Source organism: Streptomyces cyslabdanicus (assembly GCF_052663305.1).
The window spans coordinates 1-15166 of the sequence record NZ_JBQRUW010000075.1 but is presented as its reverse complement, the minus strand read 5'-3'; the positions used below and the strand labels follow the sequence as shown (position 1 = coordinate 15166).

General features: G+C 70.2%; 12 protein-coding genes and 1 pseudogene. 1 reads left to right on the top strand and 12 read right to left on the bottom strand.

Annotation, left to right across the window (positions count from 1 at the left end; translation table 11 throughout):
• Positions 1-78: 78 nt before the first annotated feature.
• The 3 genes from ACTYVM_RS35395 to ACTYVM_RS35385 are packed head-to-tail and all read right to left on the bottom strand — an operon-like array spanning position 79 to position 3613.
• Entirely contained in the window at positions 79-1416 is a 1338-nt protein-coding gene (locus ACTYVM_RS35395; RefSeq protein WP_445529890.1) for an MFS transporter, read from the bottom strand.
• Positions 1417-1464: 48 nt separating this feature from the next.
• Complete coding sequence (locus ACTYVM_RS35390; protein ID WP_445529889.1) at positions 1465-2469, bottom strand: PDR/VanB family oxidoreductase; 1005 nt, start codon at positions 2467-2469, stop codon at positions 1465-1467.
• Position 2470: 1 nt separating this feature from the next.
• The gene (locus tag ACTYVM_RS35385) at positions 2471-3613 is read right to left on the bottom strand and encodes an aromatic ring-hydroxylating dioxygenase subunit alpha (RefSeq protein WP_445529888.1); all 1143 of its coding nucleotides are present in this window, start codon (positions 3611-3613) and stop codon (positions 2471-2473) included.
• A 111-nt stretch (positions 3614-3724) separates the two neighbouring features.
• On the opposite strand from ACTYVM_RS35385, the gene ACTYVM_RS35380 reads away from it, so the two are divergent.
• A complete protein-coding gene (locus ACTYVM_RS35380) occupies positions 3725-4309 on the top strand; it encodes a PadR family transcriptional regulator (protein ID WP_445529887.1) in 585 nt (194 codons plus the stop codon).
• Between the two features lie 106 nt (positions 4310-4415).
• Here the strand turns inward: ACTYVM_RS35380 and ACTYVM_RS35375 are convergent, their stop codons facing one another.
• From ACTYVM_RS35375 to ACTYVM_RS35335, 9 genes and pseudogenes are all read right to left on the bottom strand, one after another.
• On the bottom strand, positions 4416-5633 hold the full coding sequence (locus ACTYVM_RS35375; protein WP_445529886.1) for an FUSC family protein: 1218 nt from the start codon (positions 5631-5633) through the stop codon (positions 4416-4418).
• 147 nt (positions 5634-5780) lie between these two features.
• Positions 5781-6512, bottom strand: a complete 732-nt coding sequence (locus tag ACTYVM_RS35370; protein WP_445529885.1) for a VOC family protein — start codon at positions 6510-6512, stop codon at positions 5781-5783.
• A 171-nt stretch (positions 6513-6683) separates the two neighbouring features.
• Complete coding sequence (locus tag ACTYVM_RS35365; protein WP_445529884.1) at positions 6684-7856, bottom strand: vWA domain-containing protein; 1173 nt, start codon at positions 7854-7856, stop codon at positions 6684-6686.
• The gene (locus tag ACTYVM_RS35360; protein ID WP_445529883.1) at positions 7849-8757 is read right to left on the bottom strand and encodes an AAA family ATPase; all 909 of its coding nucleotides are present in this window, start codon (positions 8755-8757) and stop codon (positions 7849-7851) included. Before ACTYVM_RS35360 ends, ACTYVM_RS35365 begins: the two co-directional genes overlap by 8 nt.
• Complete coding sequence (locus ACTYVM_RS35355) at positions 8750-9676, bottom strand: XdhC family protein (protein WP_445529882.1); 927 nt, start codon at positions 9674-9676, stop codon at positions 8750-8752. Before ACTYVM_RS35355 ends, ACTYVM_RS35360 begins: the two co-directional genes overlap by 8 nt.
• A 10-nt stretch (positions 9677-9686) precedes the next feature.
• A complete protein-coding gene (locus tag ACTYVM_RS35350) occupies positions 9687-12059 on the bottom strand; it encodes an aerobic carbon-monoxide dehydrogenase large subunit (RefSeq protein ID WP_445529881.1) in 2373 nt (790 codons plus the stop codon).
• Entirely contained in the window at positions 12056-12589 is a 534-nt protein-coding gene (locus ACTYVM_RS35345; protein ID WP_445529880.1) for a (2Fe-2S)-binding protein, read from the bottom strand. Before ACTYVM_RS35345 ends, ACTYVM_RS35350 begins: the two co-directional genes overlap by 4 nt.
• Position 12590: 1 nt before the next feature.
• Entirely contained in the window at positions 12591-13463 is an 873-nt protein-coding gene (locus tag ACTYVM_RS35340; RefSeq protein ID WP_445529879.1) for an FAD binding domain-containing protein, read from the bottom strand.
• A gap of 213 nt (positions 13464-13676) precedes the next feature.
• Positions 13677-15166: pseudogene (locus ACTYVM_RS35335) on the bottom strand (peptide ABC transporter substrate-binding protein); the annotation flags it as partial.

The following is a 15166-nucleotide window of genomic DNA, read 5'->3' as shown; positions in this document are numbered from 1 at the left end:
GAGGGAAAAGGGGGAGTGGCGGCTATGGACAGACAGGAGAATCCGTTCGCCCCGCGTCGCGAGGAGGCCGAGCAGAGGTCAGACGGCGAGTGCTGCCTCCTTCGGCGTGGGAGTGGACTCGGGGTCGTACCGGCGCAGGCCCACCAGGACGACCGCGCAGACTGCGACCACCACGGCGGCACCGACGTAGAGCTGCGTCGCGGAGGCACCTGCGTCCTTGAGCATGCCGGCAACGGTCGGGGACAGGATGGCGCCGATGCGTCCCATCCCGAGTGCCCAGCCCATGCCGACGCTGCGGACGTTGGCCGGGTAGAGCGGCGGACCGACGGTGTACGCACCGGCGATGCAGCCGTTGATCAGAGCGCCGACGACGACGCCGATGCCGAACCCGAGCCACAGAGTCGAGGTGCTCACGATGAAGACGATCATCATCGCGGCGGAGAGCAGGGAGAACCCGATCAGCACCACCCGCGGCGTACGCACCCGGGCGGCGACGCCGTAGAGGACCGAGCCGACCGTGCCGCCGATCGAGATCGCCATCCCGGCGGTCACCGCCGCGCTCTCGGAGAGGCCCTCCTCGACCAGGAGCGTGGGGGTCCAGCTGTTGACGAAGTAGAAGCCGAACATGATCGTGATGAAGGTGAGCCAGAGCAGGATGGTCGGGGTCAGCAGCTGCTTGAGCCATCCCGAGCCGGCCCGCTGGGTGTCGACCCGGGTGGCGGCCACCCGGTCGAGGTCGGCGTCGGTGACGGGCTCCATCCGCATCCGGGCCAGCGTCCGGTTGATCCGCTCCAGCGCGCCGCTCGGACGGCGCTGCTCGAGGAAGGCGACCGACTCGGGCAGGATGACGGCGATCACGATCAGGGCGAGCAGGGTCCCGACACCGCCGGCGTAGAAGACGATCCGCCAGTCGCCGCCCACGACCGTCTTCGCGACCAGGCTCGCCACGGTGGCGCCGATCCCGTACCCGGCGGTGTAGATACCGATGGAGAGTCCGCGGTTCTTGGCGTTGGAGAACTCGCTGGCGATCACGTTGGTGCTGGCCAGGATGCCGCCGACACCGATCCCGGTGACGAGGCGGAAGACGCCCATCACGGTCACCGACGAGGCCGTCGCCGCGCCGAACATGCCGATCGTGCCGAGGAGGAGGCTTGTCAGGATCAGCGGGCGTCGACCGACGAGGTCGGCGAAGGGGGCGAGCAGCATCGAGCCGATCGCCATCCCGATCAGACCGACCGAGACCAGCAGGCCGAACTCCGACCCGCTGAGCGCGAACTCCTTGGTGACCGACGGCCCGGTGAAGGCGACCGCCATGACGTCGAAGCCGTCCAGGCAGTTCATGAAGGTGCAGAGCGCGACGATGAGCCATTGGTAGCCGCTCATCGGTGCCTGCGAGATGCGTGCGGTGATGTTCATGGGTGTCCAGATGGTGAGGGATCCGTGCGTACGCGGTGGTGCACCGGGTCAGGTGAGGCGGAGGGAGAGGACAGCGGGCTCGCCCGAGCCGCTGTCGGCTGCCACTGCGCGGGAGACGCAGAGGCACAGCCTGTTGGAGCGTTCCTTCTGGGACTCGCTCAGGAAGACGTCGCGGTGGTCGATGGTGCCGGTGGAGTCGACCACCTTCGCCAGACACAGCCCGCACTCGCCCTTGCGGCAGTCCGAGAGCGTCTCGATGCCGGCTGCCTCGAGGGAGTCGAGGATCGACGTGTCGGGCGCGACGGTGATCTCCCGGTCGAGCTCGGGGATGCGTACCCGGAACTCCTCGGCCGGGTACCGGCCGCTGGAACCGAACGTCTCGAAGCGCAGGTTGGTCGTCGGCAGGTCGTGCCCGGCCCAGCTCTGCGAGATGGCGTTCATGAGCCCGATCGGGCCGCACATGTAGAGCTCGGTGCCCGCGGCGGCGGGTGTCCGGGCGATGGTGGCGACGAGGTCGTCGACAGCCAGCGAGGTGCCCTCGTCGTCGACGTGGACACGGACGCGGTCGCCGTGCTCGGCGACCAGATCGTCGACGTACGCCATCACGGCGCGGCTGCGACCGACGAGCACCAGACTGTAGTCGGCGCCGCGCCGGCGCAGCGCGGAGGCCATCGCCACCAACGCGGTGACGCCGATGCCGCCGGCGACGAGTACGTAGCGGGTGGCGCCGACCGCGAGCGGGAAGTTCTGCAGCGGCCCGGTGACGGTCAGCTCGTCCCCGGCCCGCAGTCGGTGCATCGCCGCCGAGCCACCGGACGAGGTGGGAGAGAGCCGCACGCTGAGCGTCAGCCGGCGGCCGCCGTCCTCGGAGCGCACCACGGAGTAGGAACGCACCCCGCGGACGCCGTCCCCGATCTTGACGTCGATGTGCGTGCCGGGCGCGGCGTGCTCGGGCCGCTCGGGGGCCAGGACGATGCGGCGGATGCCGTCGGCGACGTCGGAGGCCTCGACCACCCGGGCCCGCTGCCAGCGGGTCTGTGTCTGCACTGCCACCTCAGACCCCCTGACCGGCGGCCGGTGCGGAGGAGGGGCGTCCCTCGGCCGCGAGCATGCGCTCGAGGATCTGGCGTACCCACATCCCGCCGGCGTCGATGTTGAGGCTGTAGAACTCGTGCTCCGGGTTGGCGTCGATGGCGCGCTGCTGGGCCCGCAGCATCTCCTCGTCCTCACCGAAGACCCCGTGCACCCCCTGGCGCAGCTGGGTGGTGATGGTCTGGCTGTCCAGGCGGTAGTTGCGCATGAATGCCCAGAAGTAGTGGGAGGTGCGGTCGGTCTCGGGGGTGATCGTGTTCATCACGTACCCGTTGACGCCCTGGCTGCGATCGCCCTCGGGCGCACCGGTACCCGCCTTCGCCACACCGACGTCGATGCAGATCGTGCCCGGCGCCTCGAACTTGATGATCTGCCAGCGGTCGACCTTGCCGGAGAAGCCCGGGAACTTGTCGCGCATGTTCTTCAGCCAGAACGGAGGAGCGTCGATGTCGCGCATCCACCGGGTGACGGTCACCGTGTCGCCCTCGTGCGTCACGTCGAACTCGGCCTCGGACAGCTCCTCCTGGCCGATGCTCGAGGAGTGCACGAACTCCTCGTGGGTGAGGTCCATGAGGTTGTCGAGGATGAGCTGGTAGTTGCAGTCGGCGTGGATCGTCTCGCCGTCGCCGGCCCAGGCCGGGTCGTCCATCTGGTGCATGTCGGGCACGGTGGTCGGATCGGCCAGGTCCGGATCGCCGACCCAGACCCAGACGTACCGGTAGCGCTCGACGACGGGGTAGGAGGGCACCACCGCGCTGGGGTTGATCGTCTCCTGCGCGGGCATTCCGGTGCAGCGCCCGGCCGCGTTGTAGCGCAGACCGTGGTAGGGGCACTGCAGCTCGTCGCCCAGGATCTTGCCCTTCGACAGCGGCGCGAGCCGGTGCCAGCAGGCGTCCGCGAGGGCGATCGCGCGGCCCTCGCCGTTGCGCCACAACGCCAGCGGTACGCCGGCGACCGTGCGGGCCAGTGGCTGCTTGCCGGTGATCTCGTGGTCCCAGGCGGCGACGTACCAGGCGTTGCGGGGGTGGTTGAAGATCTTCGCGGCCGCGGTGGTCGGTGGCGCGGTGTCCACCGAGGGGGACAAGGGGGAGACGGCATGAGACATGGAAACGAACTCCCTATGAAGAGAGGTATGTGTTGTGCGGATCACAAACTAACTATCGATATAGTGAGATGGCAAGGGTGAGTAGCCTGACTGTTCGAAAGGGGAGGTGCCTTGTCCCTGCGTTACGCGCTGATCGCGCTGCTCACCGGTCGCCCGATGACCGGGTACGACATCTCGAAGAGCTTCAGTCGCTCGGTGGCCCACGTCTGGCACGCCCCGGACTCGCAGATCTATCCCGAGCTCAACCGGATGGAGCGCGACGGGCTGCTCACCTCGGTCGAGGTGCGCTGGGGCAAGAAGGGGACGAAGAAGGAGTACCACGTCACCGACGCCGGCCTCGCCGACTTCCGGGCGTGGATGAGGTCCCCGTTAGTGACTCAGCGACAGCGCGACCCGGCGTACCTGAAGGCGGCCTACTTCGACTTCGCCGACCCCGCGTCGGTGCGTGAGCAGCTCCGGCAACAGCAGGCTTACTGGGAAGAGCAGTTGAGCATGCTCGAAGGCACCCGGGCCGCGCTCGTCGACCGCACCCACCCCACCCTGGCGGCCCGCCTGTCCAAGCTGACCGAGCGCGAGGCCGAGTTCGCGGTGCGCTACAAGGTGTACGCCTACGACGGCCTCATCGCCCGCGCCCGCACCGAACTGGCCTGGATCGCGGACGGTTTCGCCCTCGTCGACGAGCTGTACGACTCCTGACTCCCCTCACCGTCCGGCAACACCCCGGCGATTCCGGTTCCCGGGCGCGCTCCGGCCTGTGGGTGGCGGCGTCACTGCCGGTGGCACCGCTTGAGCCGCGCGGAGACTACTGCCGGCCGGGGCCCGGGAACGCGTGCTCGCTGCGCCGGCGCAGGCCGAGCAGGCCGGCCCCGGCCGGGCGGGCCGGGATCGCTGCGGTCGACCGGTCGGCGTGGTCCAGTTCGACGAGGAGGCGCTCGATGTCGGTCATCAGCGACCCGTACACGTGCCAGGCTCCCGGTTCGGCCAGTGCGCCGCGTTCGATGAGTCCGGTCATCGTCTCGTGCCAGGCCGTGGCTTCACCGATGGCTTCGCGCAGCCGCTCGCGGGTCTTGGCTCCGCCGAAGTCGCCGGCCTGCCCGGGAACGGCGAACGACTCGACCGCCCGCCCTGCCGCATCGAGGGTCGCCGCGTACCGGTCGACGAAGAGCCGGCCCAGGCGGTGGTCGGTGTGTCGGTCGTCGACGTTGTCGGCCAGCGTCCTGGCGATGCCACGGACCTGGAACGAGATCCGGTGCAGGGCGCGCAGCACCTCGCAGTGGGCCGACTCCCGTCCCCCGTGCACCGCGGCGCACCGCGTGTTCCAGCGCAGGCTCTCCTCGCCACGGTGCACGTCCTCCTGGACCTGCCCCACCAGCTCCTCCAGGCGTCGGCCCTGCTCGAGCCACGCGTGTGCACGGTCGGCGTGTTCCCGTTCCCGCAGCCCGCGGCCCATGTCGTCCAGGAGCGAGCCCACGGCCGTGGCGAGGCCGCGCACCGAGGCATGGGAGGCGTCCAGGTGCAGCGGCGGCAGGACGAGTGCGTTCACGGCGATTCCCACCGCCGCGCCGACCAGCGCCTCCAGGGCCAGTACGGCTGTCTGGCCCACCGGGGCGGCGGTGGCGGCGGTGAGGGCGAGCACCGCGGTGGAGACGACCTGCAGCCTGTTGTCGGAGCTCTGGCGGCCACCGGCGACCAGTGCGATCGCGAGGACCGCCACCATGCTTCCCGCGGTGGAGCCGAACAGCCACACGACGGCCACGGCCAGCGACAGGCCGGCCACCCGGGTGGCCAGACTGCGGACGGCCTGCGTCACCGACCGGTAGACGGTCGGGGCGTTGACCATGAGGAGCGCGGTGGCCACGGCCAGGTACTGCTGCCGTCCGGGCATGCACCACGATGCGATCTCCCAGGCCAGGAGCGCCGCGATCAGCGCCTTGCCCACCCGCACCGACACGTCGACCGCCTGCCGGGGACGCGGCGCCCGCAGGGTGTGCGGCCATCGCTGCGCCACCAGGGTGGTCACGGCGCGCCACCGAGCCGAAATGGTTGAATGTTGCACGATGGCGATGATGGCATGGTTTGCCCGGTTGGTCGCAGTGGCGCTCACCACACCGCCGCTGTCGCCCCGGTCTTGCCGGTCGGGCCGGAAACGTGATCGCCGCAGGGGGGACTACCGGACTGCCGGGGGCCTCTGCAGGGAGAACTCGTTGCCGTCGGGGTCGAGCATCAGCACCTGGCCGCTGTCGCCCTCGCTGGGGTCGGTGCGCGTCGCGCCGAGCGAGATCAGACGGTCGGCCTCCGCCTCCCAGTCGGCGTCGGCGGGGAGGGCCAGCTCGAAGTACAGCCTGTTCGTGCCCGTCTTCGGCGCCACCGGAGGACCACCCCACGTGATCTTCGTACCGCCGTCCGGCGATTGGATCGCGGTCTCCTGGTCCTGGTCCCAGACCAGCGGCCACCGCAGCGCCTCGCTCCAGAAGTAACCGACCTCCTGCGTACCGTCGCAGGCCAGCGCTCCGATGAAGCCGGTGTCGGCGAGGAACTGGTTGCCCGCCTCGATGACGCAGAACTCGTTGCCGTCCGGATCGGCGAGCACCACATGCCCGTCTTCCGGGAGTTGGCCCACGTCGATGTGTTTCCCGCCGAACTCCAGCGCCCTGGCCACCGTCTGCCGCTGATCCTCCGGGGAGGTGCTCGTCAGGTCGAAGTGCGCCCGGTTCTGGCCGACCTTCGGCTCCTGGCTCGGCAGGAAACGAATGCGGAACCCGGTGGAATCCGGGGGCAGGATCGCGACGTCGTCGTGCGGACCGGCGGCCAACTCCCAGCCCAGGAGCCCGGACCAGAACCGCGCCAGGTCCGACGGCCGGGTCGCATTGAAGCAGATCGCGAACAGGCGACTGGTCATACCCCGTGCATCTCCGATCCACTGACGGTCAATACGGCGCCGACGCCTCGCCCACCCCGCGAGCGCAGACTACGGGTGGCCGTGCGGCACCCGCATCCGAGTTTCCGCCGCGGGGGCCTCTACGTCCTGCGTCCGGCCGACGGGGCGGACGACTGCGCCCGACGGGCAGGGTCATCGGCGGCGGCGCCGGGCGTGCAGAGCGGCGGTGAAGTCGTTCAGGGCCGCGAGGTTGTGGGCGCTGACGACGGCGTCGCAGTAGGGCAGTGCCGCGGCCATACCGGCCACGAGCGGACGGTAACGCGGGCTTGCCGTACGCGGGTTGACCCATACGATGCGGTAGGCGACCCGGGACAGCCGCGCCATGTGGGTGGCGAGGTCGGCGGGCGCGCCGGTGTCCCAGCCGTCGGAGATGAGGGTGACCACGGCGCCGTGCGCCATTCCGCGCCGGCCGAACCGGTCGTTGAACTCCGCCAGGCAGTCCGCTATCCGGGTGCCCCCGGACCAGTCAGGAGCCGCCCGTCCGGCCCGTGCCAGCGCGTCGTCGGGACCGCCCCGCCGCAGGACGGGTGTGAGGCGTGTGAGCCGGGTGGCGAAGGTGAAGACCTCGGCGCGGGTGGCGCGGGCGGCGCAGTAGAGCAGTTGGAGCATCGCGCGGGCGTAGGGCTCCATCGACCCGGAGATGTCGCAGAGCACGATGAGGTCGCGAGGGCGGGCGCGGGGCGCGGAGCGGTGGAGTCGCAGCGGGTGTCCGCCGGTGCGGCGGCTTGCGGAGAGGGTGCGGCGCACGTCCACGCGCGCACCGTGCCGCTCTGTGCGGCGCCGGCGGGACGGCCGGGTCGGGGTGCGCAGCACCAGGGTGCGCATCACCTCGGAGAGCTGCGCCAGTTCCTCGGCGGACAGGTCCGCGAAGTCGCGGTCCGCGAGACGGTCGAGCGGACTGGCGGCCAGGGGCACGGGAGCCGTCCGCGGCTGTGCGTCGGCATCCCTGCCTCGTCCGTCCGCGATGTCCGTCCGGATCCCGGGGACGCGGCCAGGAACGGTGTTCGGGAGCGATCGGGGCGGGAGCGATCGGGGCGGGTCGCCGGGTTGCCCGCGCTGGGCCCCGCGGTCCGCCGGGCCGCCGAAGACCTCGCGGAAGACCCCGTCGAACAGTTCGACCTGCTCGGGGTCGGACACCAGGGTGGCGAGCGCGCAGTGCCGCAGTTCGCGCGTCGTCGTCGGTCCCAGCAGGGTGAGTGCCCGAGCGAAGCTCCGGGTACGGTCGGGGCCCACCACCATCCCCGCCTCGTGCAGGGCGGCGGTGAACGAGGCAGTCAGTTCAGGCAGGTCAGGCAGGTCAGGCATCGGAGTGGGCCTCCGTCTCGACCAGTTCCGCCAGTCCGGTCCGGCGCACGGCCTCCAGGTCCTCGGCGTACTTGAGGACCGCCCCCAGGGTGCGGTCGGCGGCGTCGGCGTCGAGTACGCGGAGGCCCAGCGTGTGCAGCGCGCCCGCCCAGTCGATCGCCTCGGCGATGCCGGGCGGCTTGGTGAGTTCCTGGCGGGCCCGCAGGCGCGCCACCCCGCAGGCCACGCGCTCAGCCAGCCACTCGGCCGACTCCGGTACCCGTCCGCGGATGATCGCGGCGACTCGCGCGGTGTCCGGGTGGTCGATCCAGTGGTAGAGGCAGCGGCGTTTGAGTGCGTCGTGCAGGTCCCGGGTGCGGTTGGAGGTCAGTACCGCGACCGGCGGCACCACAGCCGTCCGGGTGCCGAGTTCGGGGACGGTGACCGCGGCGTCCGCGAGCAGTTCCAGCAGGAACGCCTCGAACTCGTCGTCGGCGCGGTCCACCTCGTCGATGAGCAGCACCGCCGGCCTCGGTCCCGGGTGGCAGATCGCGGCGAGCAGCGGCCGGGGCAGCAGGTAGTCCTCGGTGAAGAGGTCGGCGTCCCGCAGGATCTCTCCGCGGGACTCGGCCAGCCGGATGGCCAGGAGTTGCCGGGGATAGTTCCACTCGTAGAGGGCCTCGGCCGAGGACAGTCCCTCGTAGCACTGGAGCCGGATCAGTGGGGTGTCGAGCACGGCGGCGAGCGCGCGGGCCGCTTCGGTCTTGCCGACGCCGGGCTCGCCCTCCAGCAGGATCGGCTGCCGCATACGCACGGCCAGGAGCAGCGCCGTGACCAGGGCGTCGTCAGCCAGGTAGCCGACTGCGTCCAGACGGGCCCGCAGGGCGGGGACATCGGGTACGAGGGGGTCGAGGTCAGTCATGCGCGTAACGGGAGGGGTCGTCGGCGAAGGCGTGCCGGCACCCCGGCCCGCAGAAGTACACCCGGGTGCCGGCCCGGTCCAGCGAGAGGGTGTCCGGCGTGATCGCCACGGTCATTCCGCAGACGGGATCCACGTCCTCGGTCAGGATCCGCGGCGCGGTGGATTCGGCTGCGGGGGGCGCGGCTCGGGCCGCCTGCGGCCGCAGTGCGACGATCTGGGCGTACACCGACAGTGCGATCTCCGCCGGGGTCCGTGCGCCGATGTCCAGCCCGGCCGGGGTGTGGATGCGCGCGCGTTGTTCCTCGGTGAGATCCAGTGCGGTGAGCACCGCCGCGCCGCGTTTCGGACTGGCCACGAGCCCGATGTAGGGGATCCCGGCGCGTACGGCATCGATCAGCACGGTCTCCTCGTCGCGGCCGTGCGTGGCGATGACGACGACGTCCAGATCGGGCGGCAGCGGTCCTGCGGGCGAGGCCGGTCGGGCGTCGAGGCCCAGCACACGACCGACGTCGAGCAGGGCGCGGGCGATGGGGGCGTGTCCGTAGACGTACGCCAGCGCTGGAGGGAGGTTGGCCTCCAGGAAGATGTCGAGCGTCCCTCCCGACAGGCAGGGGTTGGCCACCGTGACCAGGCCTTCGCCAGGCCCCGGTGGGCCTTCGGCGCCGGTGTCCGCGCCGGGCGTGATCCTCAGCAGCACCGACTCGCCGGTCCGCAGCACGCGCAGGCCCTGCAGTTGCACCGTCGTCTCGGCGCAGCTGCCGCCCACGAAGCCCTCGACGGTGCCGTCGGGCAGCACCAGTGCGCTGTCCCCGGGCCTCGCGCTCGTGGGCCGTTCCACGTGGACGACGGTGGCCAGGACGAACGGGGTACGGCCGTGCCGGAGCGCGTCCGCGCGGGTCAGCAGTTCGGCGTTCGTCATCACGGGGCCCTCAGGTGATGGCCATGTCGGTGCGCAGCGGCCGGCCCTGGGCGGCCCGCCACACCGCGGCGGGCGTCAGCGGCATGTCGACATGGCGTACGCCCAGCGGCTTCAGCGCGTCGACGACGGCGTTGACCACCGCGGCGGGCGAGCCCACCGTGGCGGACTCGCCGACGCCCTTGGCTCCGAGGGGGTGGTGCGGGGAGGGGGTGACGGTCTCGCCGAGCTCCCACGAAGGACATTCGACCGAGGTGGGCAGGAGGTAGTCCATGAACGACCCGCCGAGGCAGTTGCCGTCCTCGTCGAAGGCGATCACCTGCATGAGCGCCATACCGAGGCCGTCGGCGAGTCCGCCGTGCACCTGACCCTCGACGATCATGGGGTTGATCCGGTTTCCGCAGTCGTCCACGGCGATGAACCGGCGGACCTTCACTTGTCCGGTGTCCGCGTCCACGTCGACGACGCAGATGTATGCGCCGAACGGGAAGGTCAGGTTCGGCGGGTTGTAGACGCAGGTGGCGTCCAGGTGGCCCTCGACGCCGTCGGGGAGTTCCAGGTCGGAGTGCGCGGCGAGCGCTATCTCGGCCATGGTGCGTCCCTGGTCGGGGTCGCCCGTGACGTACCAGCGGCCCTTCTCCCATTCCAGGTCGTCCGGGCTCACCTCGAGCATCGCGGAGGCAACGGTCTTCGCGCGTTCGCGCACCTTGCGGGCGACCATCGCGGCCGCGGCTCCGGACACCGGCGTCGAGCGGGATCCGTAGGTGCCGAGCCCGAACGGGGTCTGGTCGGTGTCACCGTGCACCACCTCGACGTCCTCGGGCGGGATGCCCAGTTCCTCGGCGACGATCTGCGCGAACGTCGTCTCGTGGCCCTGTCCCTGGGTCTGCACGGAGATGCGCAGGACGGCCTTGCCGGTCGGGTGGACCCGCAGCTCGGCACCGTCGGCCATGCCCAGTCCCAGGATGTCCATGTGCTGACGCGGGCCCGCGCCGACGGCCTCGGTGAAGAAGCTGACCCCGATGCCCATCAGTTCGCCGCGCCGGCGTTTTTCGGTCTGCTCCCGGCGCAGGTCCTCGTAGTGTGCGATGTCCATGGCCAGCCGCAGGGCACGCGGGTAGTCTCCGGAGTCGTACTCCCACCCCGTCCGCGTCGTGTACGGGAACTGCCCGGGCCGCAGCAGGTTGCGCATCCGCAGCTCGGCCGGGTCCGTGCCGAGCCTACCCGCGAGCACGTCGACCATTCGCTCGACGAGGTACACGGCCTCGGTGACGCGGAACGAGCAGGCGTAGGCGACGCCGCCGGGGGCCTTGTTGGTGTAGACGCCGGTCACGGCGCAGTGCGCGGCGGCCAGGTCGTAGGAGCCGGTGAAGACGCCGAAGAAACCGGCCGGGAACCGCGTCGGCTGTGCGGTGGCGTTGAACGCGCCGTGGTCGGCGATGACACGGACGCGCAGACCCAGGATCTTCCCGTCCTTCGTCGCCGCGATCTCGCCGTGCATGTGGTAGTCACGGGCGAAGGAGGTGCTCATCAGGTTCTCCGAGCGGTCCTCCACCCACTTCACCGGCTTGCCGGTGACGATCGAGCCGACGACCGCGCACACGTAACCCGGGTAGATGCCGACCTTGTTGCCGAAGCCGCCCCCGATGTCCGGGGAGATGATCCGGATCTTGTGCTCCGGGATGCCGGCCACCATCGCGTAGATCGTGCGGTGGGCGTGGGGGGCCTGGGTGGTGGACCACACCGTCAGCTTTCCGGTGATGGCGTCCATGTCCGCCACGGTGCCGCAGGTCTCCAGCGGCGCCGGGTGCACCCGCGGGTAGAGCATGTCCTGTTCCACCACGACGTCGGCGGCCGCGAAGACCTCGTCGGTCCGCTCCTTGTCGCCCGCCGACCAGTCGAAGACGTGGTTGTCGGTCTGCTGTTCCTTGTCGTCGCGGATCACCGGCGTGTCCGGGTCAAGCGCCCGGCGGGCGTCGACGACCGCGGGGAGCGGTTCGTACTCCACGTCGATCAGCTCGAGGGCGTCCTGGGCGGCGTAGCGGTCCTCGGCGACGACGAAGGCCACCTCCTGGCCCTGGAAGCGCACCTTGTCGGTGGCGAGCACCGCCTGCGTGTCGTACGAGAGCGTGGGCATCCAGGCCAGCCCGAGACCGGCCAGGGTCTCCCCCGTGATCACGGCCTTGACCTTCGGGTGCGCCTCGGCGGCGGTGGTGTCCACGGACACGATCCGGGCGTGCGCCAGCGGGCTGCGCAGGATCGCGCCGTACAGCATCCCGGGCAGCCGTACGTCGTCGACGTAGGTCCCGTGGCCGCGGACGAACCGCGCGTCCTCCTTGCGGGGCATCCGTCCGAAGCCGACCGGCCGCTCCCCGGTGGTCGTCATGCCCGCACCTCCTCACGGCCGGGCGCCGGCTCGGTGGCCGACTCGGTGGCCACGTCCGCGGTCCGCGCCCCTCCCCCGTGCTCGGCGGCCCAGCGGATGGAGCGCACGATGTTCTCGTAACCGGTGCAGCGGCACATCTGTCCCGAGATGGCCTCGCGGATCTCCTCCTCGGACGGATCCGCGTCGTGGTCGAGCAGCCAGCGGGCGGTCATCATCATCCCCGGCGTGCAGAAGCCGCACTGCAGCCCGTGACAGGCGATGAACCCCTGTTGCACCGGGTCGAGTTCGCTCCCGTGCGCCAGTCCCTCGACGGTGCGCACCTCATGGCCGTCGGCCATCACCGCGAGCACGGTGCAGGACTTGACCGGCGTCCCGTCCAGCCAGACGGTGCACACCCCGCAGTTGGAGGTGTCACAGCCCCAGTGGGTGCCGGTGAGTGCGAGTTCGTCGCGCAGGAAGTGCACGAGCAGCAGCCTGGGCTCCACGTCCCTAGTGTGCTGCTCACCGTTCACGGTCACGGTGATCCGCATGTCACGCCTCCTGCCCCTGGGCGCGTGCGGCGGCGACGCGCAGCGCCCGCGTGGTGAGCTCCCCGGCCAGATGCCGCTTGTAGTCGACCGGGCCGCGCTGGTCGGCCGTCGGCCTGCACTCCCGCGCGGCGATCCGGCCTGCCTGCGCGAAGCCCTCGTCGTCCGGGCGCCGGCCGCGCAGGAAGTCCTCGGCCTGCTCGGACACGAACCGGGGGGCGCCCACCGCGGTCAGCCCGATCCCGGCCTCGGTGACGACCCCGTCGGAGATCTCCAGCACCGCTCCCGCGGCGACGACCGCCCAGTCGCCGACCCGGCGCTCGACCTTGCGGTAGGCGCTGGCGTGCGAACGAATGGGCACGCGGATCTCCACCAGGAGCTCCGCTTCGTTCAGTGCGGTCTCGTACGGGCCGAGGAAGAACTCCCTGATCCCGATGGTGCGCCTGCCGCCGGGGCCCTGAGCGACGAGTGTCGCCCGCAGTGCCGAGAACGCGGCGGACAGGTCCTCCGACGGATCGGCCTGGCACAGCGAGCCGCCCACGGTGCCGCGGTTGCGTACGAGCGGATCGGCGATGACCCGTTCCGCGTCCCGCAGGATGGGGAAATGCTCGCCGACGACCGGCGAGGCGAGCAGCTGCGCGTGGCGGACCATCGCTCCGACGGCCAGGTCGTGCCCGTCCACACTGATCAGCGCCAGCTCGCCGAGACCGTTGATGTCGATCAGGGCTTCGGGCTGAGCCAGCCGCAGCTTCATCATCGGCAGCAGGCTGTGCCCGCCCGCCACCACCCGGGACTCGGGACCGTAGCGTGTGAGCAGCTCGATCGCGTGCTCCACGCTGGTGGCCGTCTCGTACTGGAACGCAGCTGGAACCTGCATCGGGCCCTCCTGAAACGCCGCGCCCCTTCAGGCTGCGCCCTTCCACACCGGCCACGCAAGAGGCGGAAAAGTATTCACTTGTCCGTATTCATTTACCTGTATGCACGCGTCTGCCCACAGCGAGTCCGCCGCCTCGCAGGCGCTCACCGCGCTGCCGGGAAAGCGCCCCGGGGTGCGGCACTCCGCACCCCGGGGTCAACGGGCTGTTTGTCGTTACTTCTTGACCTGAACGCCGGTCAGGACCGGGTCACCGTGCTGGTCGTACTCGACTCCGGACACCTTCTCCGAGTAGCCCGCGTTGACCTTCATGTACCAGAGCGGGATGGACGGCATGTAGTTGACCAGGTCCTTCTCGACCTCCTGGTACTTCTTCTCCGACTCCTCCACCGAGCCGGCGGTGTCGGCGGCGGCGATCCCCTGGTCGATGGACTTCTGGGAGAAGCCGCCCTGGTTGCCGTCCGAGTGCGTACCGTACAGGTCACGCAGGAAGTTGGCGTTGAAGGGGTAGTCCAGCACCCAGCCCGAACGGTACAGCGACTTGACTTCCTTGTTGTCGCGCGCGTTCAGGTCGGCCTGGAAGTCGGGCTTGGAGTCGCCCGTGCACTTCACACCGGTGGCGTTGGTGATGGAGTTGCAGACCGCCTCCACCCACTCCTTGTGGCCGCCGTCCGCGCGTTGTACTGGATGGAGATGGCGTTGCCCGGAACGCCACCGCCCTCCTTGATGAGCGCCTTGGCCTTGGCCGGGTCGTACTTGGTGACGTCGCCGGCGGCGTTCGGCTGGTAGCCGAGGACACCCTTGGCGACCCAGCCGGTGGCGGGCTCACGCGTGCCCTGGAGCACGGTCTTAGTGATGGTGTCGCGGTCGATCGCCATCGACAGGCCCTGGATGACCTTGGGGTCGATGTTCTTCCACTGCTTGGTGTAGTAGGCGACACCGAGGGTCTGGATCGCCGAGTACGCCTGGTCCACCGCGCGGTCGCCAAGGTCCTGCTTGTAGACCGGCAGGTCCTTCGGCGCGATCTGACGGAGCACGTCGACGTTGCCGGACTTCAGGTCCTCGTAGGCCGTCTCGAGGTTGCTGTAGTTCTTGAAGACCACACCGCCGTTCTTGGCGGCGTTCGGGCCCTTGTAGTCGTCGTACTTGGCAACCTCGATCTGCTTCTTGTGCTGCCAGCTGACGAACTTGTACGGGCCGTTGCCGATCGGGTGCTCGCCCGCGGCCTGCGGGTCCTTGTAGAAGGACTCCGGCAGCGGGTCGAAGACCTCGTAGCCGAGCTTGTACACGTAGTACGGGATCGGCTTGCTCAGCGTGATCGTGAAGGTGCTGTCGTCCACGATCTTCAGACCGGACATCTTGTCGGCCTTGGGCTTGCCCTTGGCCGGGGCGACGTCGTCGTAGCCCTTGATGTCGGAGAACCAGAAGCTGTTGGTCTGCTTGTTCGCCGGGTTCGCCGCCCAGTTCCAGGCGTTCACGTAGGACGCCGCGGTCACCGGGGTGCCGTCGTGGAACTTCCAGCCGGGCTTCAGCTTGACCGTGAAGGTCTTGTTGTCCTTGGAGTCGATCGACTCGGCATTGACGTAGACGGTCTTGCCGCTCTGGTCGTAGTCGACGAGCCCGGAGAAGAGCGATCTGATGACAATGCTGCCGTTGGACTCCATGGTGTTCGCCGGCTGCAGCGGGTTCTGCGGCTCACCCACCTC